Source organism: uncultured Bacteroides sp., assembly GCF_910585845.1.
GTDB lineage: Bacteria > Bacteroidota > Bacteroidia > Bacteroidales > Bacteroidaceae > Bacteroides.
Genome location: NZ_CAJUHF010000062.1, coordinates 1 through 17,091 on the forward strand (window position 1 = coordinate 1; position 17,091 = coordinate 17,091).

At 45.2% G+C, this 17,091-nt stretch carries 16 protein-coding genes; 1 reads left to right on the plus strand and 15 read right to left on the minus strand.

Features of this window, described 5'->3' with window-relative positions:
- Positions 1–260: 260 nt before the first annotated feature.
- The 15 genes from QZ323_RS13045 to QZ323_RS13115 form a co-directional block, all read right to left on the minus strand.
- Positions 261–626 carry a PqqD family protein gene (locus tag QZ323_RS13045; RefSeq protein ID WP_294635135.1) on the minus strand — a complete coding sequence of 122 codons (366 nt, stop codon included), beginning with the start codon at positions 624–626 and terminating at the stop codon, positions 261–263.
- 39 nt (positions 627–665) lie between these two features.
- On the minus strand, positions 666–2,330 hold the full coding sequence (locus QZ323_RS13050) for an MFS transporter (RefSeq protein WP_294635136.1): 1,665 nt from the start codon (positions 2,328–2,330) through the stop codon (positions 666–668).
- A 261-nt stretch (positions 2,331–2,591) separates the two neighbouring features.
- Positions 2,592–2,951, minus strand: a complete 360-nt coding sequence (gene secG, locus QZ323_RS13055) for a preprotein translocase subunit SecG (RefSeq protein WP_294635137.1) — start codon at positions 2,949–2,951, stop codon at positions 2,592–2,594.
- Positions 2,952–2,955: 4 nt separating this feature from the next.
- Complete coding sequence (locus QZ323_RS13060) at positions 2,956–3,774, minus strand: tetratricopeptide repeat protein (RefSeq protein WP_294635138.1); 819 nt, start codon at positions 3,772–3,774, stop codon at positions 2,956–2,958.
- A 10-nt stretch (positions 3,775–3,784) separates the two neighbouring features.
- Complete coding sequence (locus tag QZ323_RS13065) at positions 3,785–4,312, minus strand: LptE family protein (RefSeq protein ID WP_294635139.1); 528 nt, start codon at positions 4,310–4,312, stop codon at positions 3,785–3,787.
- Positions 4,299–5,546 carry a sigma-54 dependent transcriptional regulator gene (locus QZ323_RS13070; protein ID WP_294635140.1) on the minus strand — a complete coding sequence of 416 codons (1,248 nt, stop codon included), beginning with the start codon at positions 5,544–5,546 and terminating at the stop codon, positions 4,299–4,301. The genes QZ323_RS13065 and QZ323_RS13070 overlap by 14 nt, the downstream gene beginning before the upstream one ends.
- A gap of 12 nt (positions 5,547–5,558) precedes the next feature.
- Positions 5,559–6,656, minus strand: coding sequence for a 4-hydroxythreonine-4-phosphate dehydrogenase PdxA (gene pdxA, locus QZ323_RS13075; protein ID WP_294635141.1), 1,098 nt, complete (start codon positions 6,654–6,656; stop codon positions 5,559–5,561).
- Positions 6,657–6,769: 113 nt separating this feature from the next.
- Positions 6,770–7,822, minus strand: coding sequence for a DUF4837 family protein (locus QZ323_RS13080; protein ID WP_294635142.1), 1,053 nt, complete (start codon positions 7,820–7,822; stop codon positions 6,770–6,772).
- Between the two features lie 69 nt (positions 7,823–7,891).
- Positions 7,892–8,932: a 23S rRNA (adenine(2503)-C(2))-methyltransferase RlmN gene (gene rlmN, locus QZ323_RS13085; protein ID WP_294635150.1), complete on the minus strand. Its 1,041-nt coding sequence runs from the start codon at positions 8,930–8,932 to the stop codon at positions 7,892–7,894.
- 278 nt (positions 8,933–9,210) lie between these two features.
- Complete coding sequence (locus tag QZ323_RS13090) at positions 9,211–11,349, minus strand: peptidylprolyl isomerase (protein WP_294635143.1); 2,139 nt, start codon at positions 11,347–11,349, stop codon at positions 9,211–9,213.
- A 122-nt stretch (positions 11,350–11,471) separates the two neighbouring features.
- Positions 11,472–12,737: a hemolysin family protein gene (locus QZ323_RS13095; protein WP_294635144.1), complete on the minus strand. Its 1,266-nt coding sequence runs from the start codon at positions 12,735–12,737 to the stop codon at positions 11,472–11,474.
- Positions 12,738–12,740: 3 nt separating this feature from the next.
- Positions 12,741–13,403 carry an LPS export ABC transporter periplasmic protein LptC gene (lptC, locus tag QZ323_RS13100; protein ID WP_294635151.1) on the minus strand — a complete coding sequence of 221 codons (663 nt, stop codon included), beginning with the start codon at positions 13,401–13,403 and terminating at the stop codon, positions 12,741–12,743.
- An 8-nt stretch (positions 13,404–13,411) separates the two neighbouring features.
- The gene (locus tag QZ323_RS13105; RefSeq protein WP_294635145.1) at positions 13,412–14,734 is read right to left on the minus strand and encodes a hypothetical protein; all 1,323 of its coding nucleotides are present in this window, start codon (positions 14,732–14,734) and stop codon (positions 13,412–13,414) included.
- A gap of 38 nt (positions 14,735–14,772) precedes the next feature.
- A complete protein-coding gene (locus QZ323_RS13110) occupies positions 14,773–16,029 on the minus strand; it encodes a hypothetical protein (protein ID WP_294635146.1) in 1,257 nt (418 codons plus the stop codon).
- Positions 16,016–16,747 carry a type III pantothenate kinase gene (locus QZ323_RS13115; protein WP_294635147.1) on the minus strand — a complete coding sequence of 244 codons (732 nt, stop codon included), beginning with the start codon at positions 16,745–16,747 and terminating at the stop codon, positions 16,016–16,018. Before QZ323_RS13115 ends, QZ323_RS13110 begins: the two co-directional genes overlap by 14 nt.
- Positions 16,748–16,909: 162 nt before the next feature.
- Between QZ323_RS13115 and QZ323_RS13120 the strand changes: the two genes are divergently transcribed.
- Positions 16,910–17,091: hypothetical protein (locus QZ323_RS13120; protein WP_294635148.1), on the plus strand; the 182-nt coding region annotated here is incomplete at its 3' end.

Here is a 17,091-nt window from a genome sequence, read left to right on the forward strand (position 1 = left end):
TATGAGAAAGTATGCCGCTTGATTCAAAGTAAAGGAATTAAATGACTATCCCTATGTAGCAAAAAAGCCGTGAAAAAGGGCATAATAAGTACATAGAAAACATGAGCCTATAAAAAGCAAATAGCGTGTAATTCATTGAGCTACACGCTATTTTATAGTGTTTTAGTATGTCTTTACTTACATGCCTCATTTGACTTCTTATGAGACATTACATTATTTGTTATGAGTGAGACATAAGACAGTTCTTGCATACACATTCTTCAGGCTTCAATCTTCAACTTGACAAAATTGTCCCTCTGCAATTGCATCATATAAGTAGTGACACGCGAGGCATAATCCTCGTCAGGATGAAAATGTTCAGCAAGCAGAGAAACAATCTCCCGCACCGTACGTTGCCCATCTATCAGGTTCCAGACAGCACTACCATGCTCCTCCAAATGTACATGAATATCGGGTGACATGCCTTTAGGCAACAATAGACGGCGCATCCATTTACGTTTAAACCGGGGATAGGAAATGACAACGCAATCCCCATCCCACTCTGTTGTAATATGGCTGCAACGAACCGGAACCGCGTCCAGCAGACTAATCTTACCTTCGGGAACTTCCGTAACGTCTTTATTCATCTTTCTTAGAAGTTGTTATTGCAAATGGCGTACACACGCTTATTCTTTTATATTAGGTTCTTCCAAGCCAAGTCCCTTTTTGCGGTCCACTACTTTCAGCACGAATCCTAAGATCAAAGCAGCAACACCCAGACAAGCAAGCATCACCAAAGGAGCCGTATAATCGTATGATATGGCAGCTTCTTCAGGCGTAATCACTCCATTCTTCAAGTCCTCCACCAACTGAGGATTAGTCTTGTCGAGCACCTTGCCTATCAGCAACGGGAACAGCCACAAACCGATATTCTGAATCCAGAAAATCAAAGCGTAGGCACTTCCGATGATTTTGGCATCCACCAGCTTAGGTACACTCGGCCACAAGGAAGCAGGTACCAACGAGAAGCTGGCTCCAAGTACCAAGATAGTGAGATAAGCGATGAAAATACCTCCTACGGCATTCTCCTTGAACTGCGGCAACACAAAAGCAAATGTCAGGTGGCACACGATGAGAAGCACCGAACCAATCACTAACATCGAAGCCGCCTTGCCTTTATGGTCCACATAGTTACCTAATATCGGCGTGATGCCTACAGCCAGCAACGGGAAGACAGCAAACACCGTCTCGGCACTCTGACGCATATACCCCATATAACAGAACACAACCAATGCCACACCAGCTACTACCAACAATCCGTACTTCATATTAGTCTTTTTGGAGAAGTTGCTCGCAAAAGCAGCAGCAGCTACTATCAACATGATACAATACTGAATGGCAACCACTGCATTAGAAGCCCAGAAAGAATCGGCAGGAACTTCTGTAAACACCAGATTACACTGCAACATATTTACCGCATACTTCTGGAAAGGGAAAATAGCAGAATAATAAAGCACACACAAAAGTGCCACTACCCAAAATCCTCCACTGGAGAGAATGGTACCGAGGTCACTGATTTTAAACGGATCATCTTTCTCTTCAGCCTCGCCAGTCTGTTCATCCAGTTTCTTATCCATAAAGAAATAGACAATAAACATGATAAGCGCAATGAACAACAACACCACACCGAATGCCACCGAACGGGATACATCGATCACACCACCCAATTTGGCAAACATCGGAGAGAAGATCATACAGGTAGCTACTCCCAAACGGGCAAGTGCCATCTCAGAACCCATGGCAAGTGCCATTTCACGACCTTTGAACCACTTCACGATTCCGCGTGAAACGGTGATACCAGCCATCTCAACACCGCAGCCGAATATCATAAAGCCTACAGCAGCAAATTTGGCCGATGCAGGCATGCCTCTATAAAAAGGAGAAATTCCCAATTCGTCAAAGCCGGGAATATAATTCAGGTTATTAGTAAACCAAGTCTCCAATCCACTCCCTTGAAATGCTTCCGTCACGGCATACCAGTTGATTGTCGCACCCACAAGCATCACTGCTCCCGAAAACACTGCCGTAAAGCGTACTCCCATCTTGTCCAGAATGATACCGGCAAAAATAAGGAAGAAAACAAATACATTAAGGAAAGTCTCAGAACCCTGCATGGTTCCGAATGCAGTAGAATCCCAGCCACGGGTAGATTGCATCAAATCCTTGATAGGCGAAAGAATGTCCATAAAGATATATGAACAAAACATGGCAAAAGCCAAAAACAAGAGTACCATCCAGCGCATTCCTGCAGAGTCGCGCAATGTCTGATGAAGTTTGTCTGTAGTAGTCATTTTGTTTTTAGTATAATAAGATTAATAAATATATGCAAGTTACATCCACCTCCTTAGAGCTTGTTTGTATTTTATTCAAGATGATTTTTGTTCGAGATGATTTTTATTCAAAAACAGGCTCTTACTTGAATGAAAAAAGAGACGCGGATTACACAGCCTTCACGAATCTGCATTATCCGTGCTGTCCGATGTAATCCACGCCTCTAAGAACATTGCCCACCCATATATGACGAGCAACTTATAAAGTCAGTAATATCCCTATCATTCCACAGAATCGGATGTTTCAGTAGGGGTTTCCGTTGCCGGAGCAGTCGTTCCTGTCGGAATGTTATACGGATTGGTTTTCTCTTCCTGCTGTGCCTGTTCCATAATCACATCGCCTCCTTTGCTTGAAGCACTAGGAATGGCATAAGCGGCAGCGATACTCATTACAACCATGAATGCAGCCAAACTCCATGTAGCCTTTTCCAGGAAGTCAGTAGTCTTGCGTACACCCATAATCTGGTTGGAAGAAGAAAAACCCGACGCCAGACCGCCTCCTTTAGAGTTTTGAATCAATACAATGAAACACATGAACAAGGATGCAATCACCATTAAGATAACTAATAAGAAATAGTACATTTTATTATTTTGATTTAGCGTTAATAATCAATTTCTCCAAAAATCTGATTTGGTCTGCAAAGTAAGCATTTTTTTTTGGATAATTCAAACTTAATTTTTTAATAATTTCAAGAGCCTTGTCATATCGGTGCTGCTTAATGTAAATTTTAGCCAAAGTTTCAGTAAAACAGCTATCATCCAGCTCGTCGGAAACGGTTTTTGAAGGGGTTTCCTCATCACTTTCTTCTTCTTCCGACTCTTCTTCACTTTCGTCTTGCTCTACTTCCACCTCTGCCGGACAAACTGTCTCTTCAGAAGTTACCGGTGTTTCATCCCGACTAAGGAAAACATCAATCAGGTCTTGCCCACGTAGTTTAGGTGCCTCTTCTGCCATTTCCGATGACGTTTCTTCCACATCATTTGTCACTTCATTCTCCTGTGTCAGATAAGAAGTATAGTCCACGACGTAATCCAGTTCCGTCTGTTGTGAATGTTCTTCCGGAACAGTAGAGAGGAAGGCATCTATCAGCGAAAGCGTACGGTCAATGCTCGGCTCCTTATCCAAATCTCGCTCACCGTCACAAACGGAAGCATACGGATGAAGCGCATACTTGTCTCCTTCTATCAGATAAAACAAGACACTCTGATCCGACACATATAGTACTGACTTACGTAATTCTGCCCCGAAACTGCTGTCATGCAGCAAATAAAGGTTCTTAAGATAAAGCAAACGCAAAGATTGGAAATAAGGATAACGGGCTATCAGCGTGCGAAGCTCATATAGGGTATCCCGGTTCAACGCCTCGGGATGCTGTATCCATTGTTGCAAAAGTACCGACGTCATCTCTTAACTATTACCAGTTAGCTACAGTTGCATTAAAAATCTGTTCCGTGATGTCTTTCACCATCTTCGATATCAGGTCATCCTGCACATCGGTCAACAACAGGGAAGAGTCGTAAGTCTGGAATGCGGAAAATTGTTGGTCGGTAAAGTCATCCTTATGATCTGTATTGTTCACAAAGGAGACCTTCACGGTCAAAGTCACTTTCACCTTTGAAGAGTACCCGCTTGCATCCACAGCTTCATTATACTGATTGTAGCCGACGATTTCTCCGTCTATTTCCAAGTCAGCATTGCTATTGACCAGCGACAGACGTGTCTGGCGCATAAACAAATCTTTCAGATCTTGGTTAAACTGAGTAGCCAACGGAGCATAAACATACTCTGCACGATTCTGGAAGTCAGCTATTGAGATCGTCTTTACCTTCGAATAGTCAATCGAACTGATCGGTGCAAGACTCATTTTAAAACTACACGAACCCACTATCAGGAACAAGCCCGACAACAGAACAGCCGGAGCAATCTTTTTAATCCAATCCATATTCTTTAATCTTTCTGTATAGGGTACGCTCGGAAATATTCAAGTCCATAGCCGCACTCTTGCGCTTGCCATGATGCTTTTCCAAAGCTTTCCGTATCATCTCTTTCTCTACATCATCCAGTGAGAGAGACTCTTCTACATATTCTTCCGTATCTTGTATATCATCATCCACCGTATGTGAAGGTTTCACAGAAGGATGGATAATGGTGGGAATGCTCGGAACCACCGGAGTCACCACCGCAGGCGATTGTGTGTAATAAGCGGCAGACACAGCAGCCTGAGCAGCATTATTCCCACGTTCGGACATAATCTCATGCACCAGTTTCTTCAGTTCCGTCACATCCTGGCGCATATCAAAAAGTACTTGATACAAGATTTCCCGCTCGCTCTCAAAACTCTTGTGTTCTTTTCCACCCAATAATGCCGGAAGCCGCTGCATGTTATTCTGATTAGGCAAATACCCTTTCAGGATAGCAGCATTGATTTCACGATTGGTCTCAATGATGGAAATCTGCTCTGTGATATTCTTCAACTGCCGCACATTGCCGGGCCACTGATAAGCAAGCAACATTTGCCTTGCATCATCAGTCAGCTGGATGGCAGGCATACGATACTTTTCCGCAAAATCTGATGCGAACTTACGGAACAAGAGATAAATATCCTCCCCACGCTCGCGCAAAGGAGGTACTTGAATGGGAACAGTATTCAAACGGTAATACAAATCTTCCCTAAAGCGTCCTTCCGAAATGGCCTGCGTCAGGTTTACATTGGTAGCGGCAACAATACGCACATTCGTCTTCTGTACTTTCGATGATCCCACTTTGATAAACTCACCACTTTCAAGCACACGCAACAGACGCGCTTGCGTAGGCAATGGCAGCTCTCCCACTTCGTCCAGAAAGATGGTTCCACCGTCCGCTTCGCCAAAGTACCCTTTCCGTTCGCCAATGGCACCGGTAAACGCCCCTTTCTCATGACCGAACAGTTCAGAATCAATGGTTCCTTCGGGAATGGCACCGCAGTTCACAGCAATGTACTGTCCATGCTTCCGCCTGCTGTACTGGTGAATGATTTGCGGGAAACTCTCCTTACCCACACCGCTTTCGCCAGTAATCAGTACAGACAAGTCGGTAGGAGCCACCTGAATAGCCACATCTATCGCACGCATCAATACATCATTGTTACCTATGATGCCAAAACGTAATTTCACTTGTTGTATTTCCGCCTTTGTCATGCTACAAATATACTACAAATCTTCTTCCACACTATCAAGTTTCAACTTATCGCTGTCGTCGCGCTTTTCGTAATATTGTTTCCGCAAGGGATTAGCACGCATCTCCTTATCACGCATCCGGTTGCGGAATACATCGATAGCCACATAAATCGCCTGACGGAACGAATCTTCACTTGCCACTCCTTTACCTGCAATGTCGTATGCAGTACCGTGAGCCGGCGAAGTACGTACCACGGGCAAACCGGCAGTATAGTTCACGCCTTCGTCCATAGCCAATGCCTTGAACGGAGCCAGCCCCTGATCATGATACATGGCAAGCACACCATCAAAATGCGTGAAACTACCCGCCCCCATAAAACCGTCAGCAGGATACGGACCATAGCACAAGATCCCTTGGGCAGCCATCTCCTTCAGTGCCGGGATAATGATCTCTTCCTCCTCTTTTCCCAACAACCCTTCATCGCCGGCATGAGGATTCAGCGAAAGCACGGCGATACGTGGTGCACATATAGCAAAGTCCTGTTTCAATGACTGGTTGAAAATAGCAAGTTTCTCCTGTATCAACTCTTTCGTTATTGTCGACGCGATTTGGCTGACGGGAATGTGCCCAGTCACCAATGCCACCCGGAAATCTTCCTTCATCAATATCATCAGCGACTTGGCTCCATTACCCAATCTCTCCTCTATGTATTCCGTATGACCGGGGAATGAAAACGTTTCCGACTGAATGGTATGCTTATTGATAGGAGCTGTGACAATCACATCAATCAATCCATCACGATATTCTTCGATTGCCTTTTCCAATGCGCCCAGTGCAGCCTTCCCTGCCTCCGGATCGGCTTTAGAGAACTCCACCTTCACTTCGTCGTCCGTGCAGTTCACTACACTCAGACGGTTGGAGGCTGCTTCCGCAGCAGAACCCACAATGCTGAAATTGGTAGGCAGATCCAGTGCTTTACGATGATAAGCCGCTACCTTGGGTGAACCATAAATCACAGGAGTGCACAACTCCAACATGGTAGGATCGGAGAATGTCTTCAGAATAACCTCATAGCCCACGCCATTTATGTCTCCTTGGGTAATGCCGACTCTTATTTTATTATCTTCCATTTTAAATCAATTATCTTCTAATTTATATGTATCCTATTATATCACATCGAAACCATCATGCCAACCTTTCAGCCGAAGGTTCAAAACACCCCTTCCACTCGGTTACTTCATGTTTACTCTTCTTCAGCCACCTGTTCTTTTGTAGCACTCAACGGGATTTCCGCTTCTGTCCTTTTATCGCCGGGAAGTCTCAAGGTATAGAGAGATGCTTCCATCTGGCGCATCAGATTACGTTTCATCTTATCCGGAGAGTATATAAAGGCTTCCACCACGATAATCCGTTGATTTACCTGATCCAAACGCATGTGCGAAACGTACGGTCCGCCCATGAAATCGCCCTTCATGCGCCACAGCCCGCGTGCTTCCAAGGCATATTCTCCCTGTATGGTCAGAGGGCGTACATCGGTCATCAGCGAATCAGTCATCATGTACATACCTTCTTGTGCACCGGGGATATTGGCTTTCATAAACGAATCACGCTTCTGCACGAAATATTCCTTGGTGAACGTATTCTTGTCTGTATAAGGGAAGGAATAGATGACAAAGTTCTGATCAGCAGTAGCAGCATTCATGCCTGCCCAAAAGAAATCCTCACCTTGCTTGGTGGAGGAAAGTTCAACCGGCACCCATACATCACAGTCGAACATGCTCTTTACTTTGGTAGCCACATAGTCGTTATGTTTCTTTTCCAGCATAACGATCTGACGGTTCATTTCAGCGCGGGTAAAGAAGTCGATAATCACCTGCTTGTTTTCCGATACAAACGTTTCGAAAGAGGCTTCATCAGGCGCCTGTATAGTCAGGATGGTCTGTGGAGCAGCATATACATCCTTGGCATACTTGAATTTGGGATGGGTATAAATATCCTGTACGTCGGCAATGATGATATTACGGATCAACTTCAACGTAGCATCATAATTAGCCGGTGCGGTGTACATCATGCGGAAAGAACGTTCGGATTGGGGAAGCCCCGGAACATCTGTATCGAGTACATCAAAAAGAGCCCTACCGGCAGGACGCTCCCACATTCCGGGATCCACCACTACCAATATTTCGTACGCACGACCGCTGGAGGTCGCTCCAAACACACCTTTCTTACCACCACTACAAGCGGAAAAGACCAATGCCATGAAAGCCAAACTCAAAAAAAACAGTTGCTTTTTCATAAATCTACCAATTAATGTTTCTACAAAACTACGAATTAATCGTATGCCAACTGAAGCATAATCAATAATTTATATTAATAATTGTTTATTTTCTTCCTGCTTGGCAGTAGAAAGCATCCCGCAGGCAGCAAATATGTCCTCTCCACGCGAAGCCCTTATCGTAGTGAACAAACCGTGAGAAGTCAGATAATCACGGAATCTAGTTATCGCTTCCATGTCCGTCCCTTCCAAGTCTACTCCCGGTATGGCATGGAAGCGGATCAGATTGATACGACAATCCATACCACGCAAAAGTTTCAACAACTCCTTGGCGTAAAGCAACGAATCGTTCACACCCTTGAAGACAATATATTCGAAAGACAGCCTACGCTGCTTGCTAAAATCATAGTTTCTCAACAGATCCACAATCTCAGTAATGGAAAACGCCTTCTCGGCAGGCATCAGTTCGCGCCGCTGCATGGCGACGGGCGAATGCAGGCTGACAGCCAAATGGCACTCCGACTCTTCTATAAAACGGCGAAGTCCTTTGCGCAAGCCGACAGTAGAAAGTGTAATCCGCTTGGGACTCCAACCATATCCATAGGGGGCAGTCATGATCTCCAAAGCCTTCAGCACTTCATCCAAGTTATCCAAAGGTTCTCCCATTCCCATCATCACCACGTTCGTCAATTTATCATGTTCAGGAAGGGAATTAATCTGATTGATGATCTGGTTGGCAGTCAGATTTGCCGTAAAACCTTGCTTGCCGGTCATGCAGAACTTACAATTCATTTTGCATCCCACCTGAGAAGAGACACAAAGCGTAGCACGCTCTTCATCAGGAATATAAACTGCTTCTACAAAATGTTTCTCACCTGCCCGATACAAATATTTCACCGTACCATCTACCGAGCGCATGGCTTCCACGGGACATTCTGCTCCCACTTCACAGACCTCCTTTAGCAGCTCCCGATGTTTCAATGACAAGTTTGTCATCTCATCAATGGAACTTACTTTCTTATCATACAGCCACGAAGCGATCTGCTTGGCAGCAAATCTGGGCATATCCAGCCTCCTTACCACCTGTTGCAGCTCGGAGAGCGTCATTCCTAAAAGAGCTTGTTTCGGCATCATTGCTATCAATACTTTCCTGTTTATAGTTGCAAAGGTAGGAATAAAGTTGCATAAAGACAATTACATACGTAGAAAATGCCACCATACAAATAGAAAAGCCGCCTGATATCACATCAGACGGCTTTCACAATCAAAAAATAAAATTCCATTTAAACACAAATTTCACAATTTGTACAAAAAAACAAAAATCAAAAAAAATATTCCAGTACCTTCCAAAGATATCTTCTGTAAGGACAATACCCGGAAGGGATTTTCAACAAAGTCATAACAATTTTTTAGAAGAACAAATAACGTTCATCCTTCACGTCGGCCTTCAGATACAAATCATTGATGAACTGGCTTGCCATACGTGCATAACGATTCTGCAATGATGCCTCTTCAGTATCCTTCTCGAAAGTGTCATTCAGCTTTTCCTTAGCGTAAGGCTGCAACACAAACACACCGCCATTTCCCTTAATCGGAGAACTCAACTTATTCAACTCACCAACGGAGGCATATGCACCAACCAACGGCTCGCTGGAACGCAATGCCGGCACATAAGCAGGAGCGGCAAAAGTGACATGCTTCACAGAATCGCTCACAGCCTCTTCCATCGCTTTATACTGGTCGAACGTCGTTGCACCGGCTGCTTTCATGTCAGCCATGATCTTTTCAGCCTTCTTATCGCGAAGCAACTCCATTCTCAATTCATCTTTCACCAAAGCAAACGGACGGTATCCTTCAGGAATAATAGCAGAAACACCCACTACCAACATGTGGTCGCTTTCACCGCACTCATACAAGCCTGAAACTTCACCCACCTTGGCAGAGAATGCCCATCTCAAAGCTTCTTTCGTACCTCTGATACCACCGATGCCATGCTCAGAACTGTACAAATCGTTTCTGTCAAGCAACTTGTAACCTGCATCTTCCGCATTTGCCATCAGCTTCTCCAGATCGGGATTGGCAGAGATGAAGCTGCTGAATTTATTGTACACCTTGCTATAAGTCTCTTTACTGAACACTACAGGACGTTTAATGACCGCCACTTTATATTTAGTCGTAACATCCTTCTTGTCCATCACCTGCAGAATGACGTTCGCTTGCGCCAAGTTCAGGTTGACCATTTCGTTCTTGCCTGTCGTATTGATGGTATTCACATATTTCAGGTTCTCGCCATCCAACTGTGCACCTTCATAATTAGCAGAAGAGATCCAAGTGGCTTCACCAGTCTGCCCGTACTTCTTTGCGATTTCTACAAAGTCCGCACCACCCTTGATAGCTGTATAGATACTGTCTGCCAGAGCAGCTGTCTTGGCAGCATCCTCAGCCATGACCTGAATCTGTCTGTACTGAACGGAATCAGCCATAGAGGCTACAGCAACTTTCTTAAATGAGTTGATCGTATTGTCAGAAGCGTTGTAGTAAGGTCCATACACACCACCTACAGAAACTGAATCCAAACGGGCAACCACATCAGCAGGCAAAGCCTTAGTGGTGCAGAACAAGTCTACATAAGGAACATCCGAACCGGCGGCACGAACCAACATAGCATAATCGCCCGGTTCGCCGGCAAGCTGCTCTGTATACTCAGTCACATCTTTCTGAATGTCTTCTCTATCTTCGGGACTTGCAGTCACTTCCACATCAATGAACTTGATATTGCGGGTTTCCACATACTGTTTGAACTGCTCTTTCTTTTTAGCATAAGCATCTTTCAGTTCAGAGTCCTTGATCACCACAGCAGAATCCGCCACAGCAGAATAAGGAATGGCAGCCAGCAACAAATCAGCCTGGTCTACTCTTGCGTCGAAAGCGTTCTGAGCGTTTACCGAGTTAGCCAAGAAAGACTTGGTAACCAAAGCTCTGTACTTCTCGGCAAGACGGGTCTGTATCAGTTGTTTCTCCAAGAAAGACCAAAACTTATACAATGATTCATAATATTCAGTATACTGAGCCGGCATCTGCATTCCGCTCATCTTAGAATAATCCACGAGGAACTTCTTCAACATATCCTTGTCGAAAGCTCCGGTCTGCGGATTGCGGAACGGAGTCTGTTGCAGCATAGGATGCACACCTGCGTCGATGATAGCTTGAATTTCAGCTTTGGAAACGACCAAACCCAATTTCTTGGCTTCGTTCTCTATCAGCTTGTTGTTGACATAGTTCCGCCAAACTTCATCCTTTATCTGGTTGTTTTCTTCGTCAGTAAGCGCGCTTGAGCCTCTGGAGAACTTTATCACTTCCGTGTACTCTTCTATCAACTTCTGATAATCTTGCACGGAAAGCGCCTCTCCGTCCACCTCTCCTACGTCATGTGACTGGTGCGGCTGCAACACTTTCCATGCATCTCCAGCAATGAAAGCAAACAACGCCAAACCAATTACAATCACCAATAAGGGTCCTTTAGACCGAATGTTTTGTAATGTTGCCATTTTAGTTTATAAGATTTATTTGTTTATTATTATTTTCTTAAAATTCAATTTAGCGCACGAAGATACAAAAAATGCAAAGAATCTGTTTAAAAATTCCCAAAAAAGTTTCTCATCCAGCCTCTTTAATTTCTCTTTTCTGTAACTTTCAGACGCACCAGTTCTATCTTGGTAGCCGTAACCTTGATTATCTTGAACTGAAATTTATCTACAGTCACCACTTCATGCAGCTTTGGAAAGCTCTGATAACGGTTCAGAATCAGTCCGCCTACCGTCAGATAATCATCCTCTTCCGGCAGATCGAGGTTAAATGTTTCGTTCACTTTCCCTATTTCCAACCGACCCGAAAGCACATACTCGTCGTCGGCAATCTGCTTGCAGACGTACGATGTATTGTCGTGCTCATCCTCTATATCACCAAAAATCTCTTCCACCAGATCCTCCAACGAAACTATTCCGGACGTACCGCCAAATTCATCCACCACCACGGCAAGCGATTTCTTCTGCTGCATGAACAGCTTCATAAGCTTATGTGCTGCCATCGTTTCGGGAACGATGGGAACTTCCTTCACATTGTCGTGCCAGTCTTTCGGGTTGCGGAACATCTCGGAAGAGTGTATATATCCCACCACATTGTCAATGTTGCCGTCGTAAACGATAATCTTGGAGATACCCGACTCGACAAAAAGGCTCTTCAGGTCTTCCATCGAAGCCGTGCGATCCACTGCAACCACCTCCGTACGCGGCACTATACAGTCGCGTATCTTGATACTGGAGAAATCAAGTGCATTCTGAAAAATCTTCACTTCCGCATCCAGTTCCTCTTCATCTTCGGCATTGTCTATACTGGACTGGACAAAATAATCCAAATCCACCTTTCCGAAAGCTTTCTCGGATGCCTCTTTGTTGATTTTCATCCCGAAGAGACGCAGAAAGAGGTAGGACAAACCGGAAGAGAGTTGCGACACCGGATAGAGGATGACGTAGCAGATCATCAGCGGGAAAGCGCATACCTTCAGTACAAGGTTGGGATTGATCTTGAACAAAGTCTTGGGCAGAAACTCTCCCGTAACCAGAATAATCAGGGTAGAAATAATGGTCTGCACCAGCACTTCAATGAAATCGTTCGAGATCAGTCCCCGCAGCAGGTAGGCATTGATGATCTGTGCCATGAGGATACCGTAAATGACCAGCGCGATGTTGTTGCCCACCAGCATGGTAGAGATGAAGTTGTTGGAGTTACGGAAAAAATAGGCAAGAATACGGGAAGACAACCCATCCTCACGCTCCATTTCAAAGCGTAGCTTGTCCACAGAAACAAAAGCGATCTCCATTCCCGAGAAAAAGGCGGAGAAAAGCATGGTGATCAATAAATAAATATAGGTATCCATAATTTAGGGTTTGATACTGTCTTTTTGCACACCGCCTGCCTGATCGACTCCTGTCTGCAGGCTGTCGGCAGGTGTCATGGAATCATCGTCCACATAGAAGATGCCTGCCGGTTTCCTTATCGTGTAAATAGTCATCTGCTCGTTGGAGTCGAAGCCATGCCCCATGATGATACGGTCCGGCTGTTCGATGCGGATAAACTTGTCGGAGTAGATAGTATGTTTGTTTTGATCCCAGTAGAGCAACTCGGTCTCAAAACGCTCTCCTCTCAGATTACTGATGTCTACGTTACCCATCAATTTCCACAACTTCTGCTTGTCGTAGTAATATGCTGTATCTGCCTTCACACTGGCTTCCACATTGAACACCGAATCAAACTTCTCCATAAAAATCCCCCGTTCGAATGCCCAATACGAAGGACTCTTCCGGTCGAAGACCAGCCACTCTTCCGTGTTGATGCGGTAGCGGGTAATGCCGGAATCGGAGATGAGGGTCATCACCCCCTTCGTGTCCAACACGGGCAGCGAATCGCGCTCGGTGATGGCCTCTCCCAGCACCTTGCGGTTCCCCGAACAAGCAGAAAATAAAAGAAGCATAACCACTGCCCCTAAGACAATGGTTATGCTCAATATTCTACCCAACAGGAGATAACTTCGTTGCGGTAACATTAAAGTACTCATCGAACAGTTGTGCTTTCGCCGATCCAACCGCCTACGGTTACACGGTCGCCTGCCTTGATACCCAACATAAACAGGTCTTCAGCCTTCGGCGTATAACGGGCATATGTCGAAATCAGTTCGTTAGCCTTGTCTGCTACAGAGGGGTCTACAGCCTTTGCGCGCTGCAGTTTGTCGATAACGACGAAATAAGTACACTTGTTCAATGCGCTCTCGTCATTCCAATTCGGACTTGAAGCATAGAGCTGTGCCAGCAGGATATATGCGTCACCATAGTTCTCCTTAAAGCTGATTGCCTTCTGTATATAACCTTTGGCTTGTGACAACTTCTTCACCTGAGACAGCGTAGCAGCTACCGCATAAGCGATCTGAGCCTTCTTTTCGTTGTCGCCTTCCAGATTCAAAGCTTCGTCAAAATACTTCACAGCTGTATCATAGTCGCCCTTCTTGTATGCCATGTATCCACAGCCGGTGGCAGCATCAGCCGTCGGGTTAATCTTATACATGTAGTAAGAAGCCTGGAAGTATGCTTCGCTTTCCGTACACTTCATCATCTTCAGCACGGCGATGGCTTTCTTCAGATAAGCAGAATCAGACTGGTTGGCCTCCACTTTCGGTCCATAGATAGATTGCAAAGATTCGCAGTCTGCCGTACCACTGTTGACAAACATAGCCACCAGATTGTCTTTCACTTGCTGCAAAGCAGTCTTCTTCTGGGCGTTCGTCTCAGCATTCACGGCAGCATCAGCGTAATCTGAAGCAGTCAGATAATCTTGGATGAACTGCTCCTTATGATTGTTGTCAGCTTTCAATTTGTTCAGAGACATATCGAGGAAGTAATGCAAAACAGCTCCTTCCGTGTTCTCCTTTTCTGCATCAATAGATTGTTTGAACCAAGTATAAGCCTGATTGACATCCACTGCCGGAGCGTAAGCGATGTAGTCGAGCGCTTTCGTACCCAATGCGGCATCCACGGTTGCTACCTTCATTCCCTTGGCTGCAAACTCAGGGATATACTTCATCTTCTGGTCATGCAATTGCATCAACTCGTCGAAATACTGCTTATATTCGGCAGACTTACGGTCTTTCACCTCGGTCAAAAGTCCACGGAGGATCTTCTGTCCATCGGAATAAGTGTAAAATTTCAGCATCGGACAAGCCTTGATCACTTCTTTCCAAGGAAGATAAGCATCCTTAAAGTTATTGCCTTTTACTGCTTCGTGGGAAATACTACTGTTTTTATTACAGTCTTCAGTCTGTGCGAAAGCGCTGGTCACCCCACCCGAAAGGAGTAAGACAGCTGCAAGCGTTCTAATCTTCATTGTATCTAATTTTTAGTTATTATATTATCATACTTTGTTTATTCAACTCTACGTTTCAAGAACCAGCGTTCATTGAACGTTACCCCGATGCATACACGCAACGTATTTTCATTCAGGAAGCGAGTCTCCGTCCCCTTGGTCTTCACATATTGTGCCGAGAGGCTCAGCACGGAACGGCTACGCGGAAGGGGCAGTCCGAAACCGGCAGTCACGCCAAACTCGTTGGCAGCTCTCTGACCGTCTATCTTATAATAAGGCTTGGAGTAGTAAGCACCCACTCGATACTTTATGATAGAGAAGTAACTTCTGCCCATCAAGTTGGGAATGTACTCAGCACCGAGGGCAACCTTTGCTCGATCGCAGAAAGCATCCGGATCGTTCATGAAGGTGGAGTTGCTCCACTTCTGGTACATCACATCCACTCCCACCGTCAAACGGTTATCATATACATATGTTACTCCGGCACCCAAAGTCATGGGAATGCCCGTTGTCATCACGGTATCTTTCAGCGACGTGCTGTAACCCGTGGAAGAGTTTCCCAGTTGCTGCTGCACGTACGACGTATTGTGTAAGTCGTGTCCGGGAGAGAATACCACACCCAGCGTGGCAGCATGCTTCTTGCCAAACTGCTGTGTATATTGCGCGCCAAGATCGAGTTTATAGCTCCTCACTTCCGTTCCGTAGAAGGTAGTCAGAGGCATTGCATCCGTACTGGAAGAGAAAGACTGTGCCCGTGTGCGCATCAAGTCTCCCCACAAATATGAGATGTTGGCTCCTACAGAAAGACTCTTGATAATTTTAACACCTGCACCGACATAAAGCTGATGCAACCCTCCTTCTCCGGAATAGGTAACCGCATAGGGGGTTCCGTCTTCCGTTTCCGCAGTACTGTACATACTGTACCCGATGTTGGAGTAAGGCAACATACCGATACTCATGGCTCCCCACTTGGCAAGACGAAACTGCATGCTGATATAATCAAAGCTGGAGTTCTTGGCATTCATCTTCACGGTTCCGTTGCTGAGGTTAGAGTTCTGCAAAGTGATCCCCCCGTCAAACAAAAACGTCAACGAATCGACAGCCGTATAAGATGCAGGATTCGCGAAATTGATCTGATAACGGTCACGCAAGCCGTAAGCTATGCCTCCCATTCCCTTGCTGTTACCCGATCCTTGATCGGCCAATTGTCCGTATCCGTATCGTGTATATGGAGAATTTGTATTATTTTGAGCGGCGACAACTCCCGATAACATCGTGAGCACGAACGCCAAAAGTGTCTGTCTAAACCTTGTCATTATTATAGTTTAAAATTCGATTCAATCCTTTCAACACTAAAAATCTGTCTGCAAAGATGATACTTTTTACGTTCGTATCAAAAGAAAAATCATCCCCGCCCGTTAAAAAAACCAAAAGTTCAGGATATTTTTCTTTCAGGGCACGTATATAGCCCGAAATTTCATATTCCATACCTCTCAGCACTCCTGCTCGAATAGCGCTGTCTGTATCCTTTCCCATCGACAGTTGGCGTCCTTCGCGCTGCACCAAAGGCAATCGACTGGTAAAGCGGTGGAGTGCCTGAAAACGCATCTGCATACCGGGAGAGATGTTTCCGCCGTGATATCTTCCGGCAGCATCCACAAATTCGTAGGTGATACAGGTGCCGGCATCGATCACCAGAAGGTCTCTACCCGGAAACTGTTCGCAGGCTCCCACCACGGCAGCCATGCGGTCGTAACCCAAGGTTTCGGGTGTCTCGTAGAGGTTTTCCACGGGCAATGGAGTGTCTGCCCCCAAACGGAACAAGGGGATACGCAAGGCGGAGAGTTGCGCCGATGCGCTTTCACTCAAGTCGATGACCGTCGCCACGATGGCTTGCTCGATGTCGTAACGACTGCATAGTCCAGGCAGACGCTCCAATGTTTGATTGGAATCGTAGACCACCTCCAGCAGTGCCGCCCCATCAAAGATAGCCAGCTTTGCCGACGTATTTCCTATGTCGATAACCAGGTTCACAACACGATGATTTATGCGATGAATTATGATTTGCGGGGCAAAGATAGAGATTATTCATTATATATAAAAGTGGTTTCCCCTTCGTTCCGATTCGCCTGGATAAAAAGAATAGAATTAACCCACAAATGACAAGTTGACAAGGAATCGAATCAAAAAAAAACAGTGGAAACGAATCAAAAAAACAGCGGAAAACGGACAAAAAACAGCAAAAATCTATCCGTTTTCGACAAAAATTCGCTAAAAAACGATGAAATTCCATCAAAAAACAGCGGAAAACAAGCAAAAAACAGCAAAAAACGAACGAAAAATGACGAAAAACAAGCGATTTTTAATGAAAAACAAGC

What these genes read in the sequence shown, in the direction of transcription:
- QZ323_RS13045 (WP_294635135.1), bottom strand. Translation starts at nt 626, where the DNA reads ATGAATAAAGACGTTACGGAAGTTCCCGAAGGTAAGATTAGTCTGCTG.
- QZ323_RS13050 (WP_294635136.1), bottom strand. Translation starts at nt 2,330, where the DNA reads ATGACTACTACAGACAAACTTCATCAGACATTGCGCGACTCTGCAGGA.
- secG (WP_294635137.1), bottom strand. Translation starts at nt 2,951, where the DNA reads ATGTACTATTTCTTATTAGTTATCTTAATGGTGATTGCATCCTTGTTC.
- QZ323_RS13060 (WP_294635138.1), bottom strand. Translation starts at nt 3,774, where the DNA reads ATGACGTCGGTACTTTTGCAACAATGGATACAGCATCCCGAGGCGTTG.
- QZ323_RS13065 (WP_294635139.1), bottom strand. Translation starts at nt 4,312, where the DNA reads ATGGATTGGATTAAAAAGATTGCTCCGGCTGTTCTGTTGTCGGGCTTG.
- QZ323_RS13070 (WP_294635140.1), bottom strand. Translation starts at nt 5,546, where the DNA reads ATGACAAAGGCGGAAATACAACAAGTGAAATTACGTTTTGGCATCATA.
- pdxA (WP_294635141.1), bottom strand. Translation starts at nt 6,656, where the DNA reads ATGGAAGATAATAAAATAAGAGTCGGCATTACCCAAGGAGACATAAAT.
- QZ323_RS13080 (WP_294635142.1), bottom strand. Translation starts at nt 7,822, where the DNA reads ATGAAAAAGCAACTGTTTTTTTTGAGTTTGGCTTTCATGGCATTGGTC.
- rlmN (WP_294635150.1), bottom strand. Translation starts at nt 8,932, where the DNA reads ATGCCGAAACAAGCTCTTTTAGGAATGACGCTCTCCGAGCTGCAACAG.
- QZ323_RS13090 (WP_294635143.1), bottom strand. Translation starts at nt 11,349, where the DNA reads ATGGCAACATTACAAAACATTCGGTCTAAAGGACCCTTATTGGTGATT.
- QZ323_RS13095 (WP_294635144.1), bottom strand. Translation starts at nt 12,737, where the DNA reads ATGGATACCTATATTTATTTATTGATCACCATGCTTTTCTCCGCCTTT.
- lptC (WP_294635151.1), bottom strand. Translation starts at nt 13,403, where the DNA reads ATGTTACCGCAACGAAGTTATCTCCTGTTGGGTAGAATATTGAGCATA.
- QZ323_RS13105 (WP_294635145.1), bottom strand. Translation starts at nt 14,734, where the DNA reads ATGAAGATTAGAACGCTTGCAGCTGTCTTACTCCTTTCGGGTGGGGTG.
- QZ323_RS13110 (WP_294635146.1), bottom strand. Translation starts at nt 16,029, where the DNA reads ATGACAAGGTTTAGACAGACACTTTTGGCGTTCGTGCTCACGATGTTA.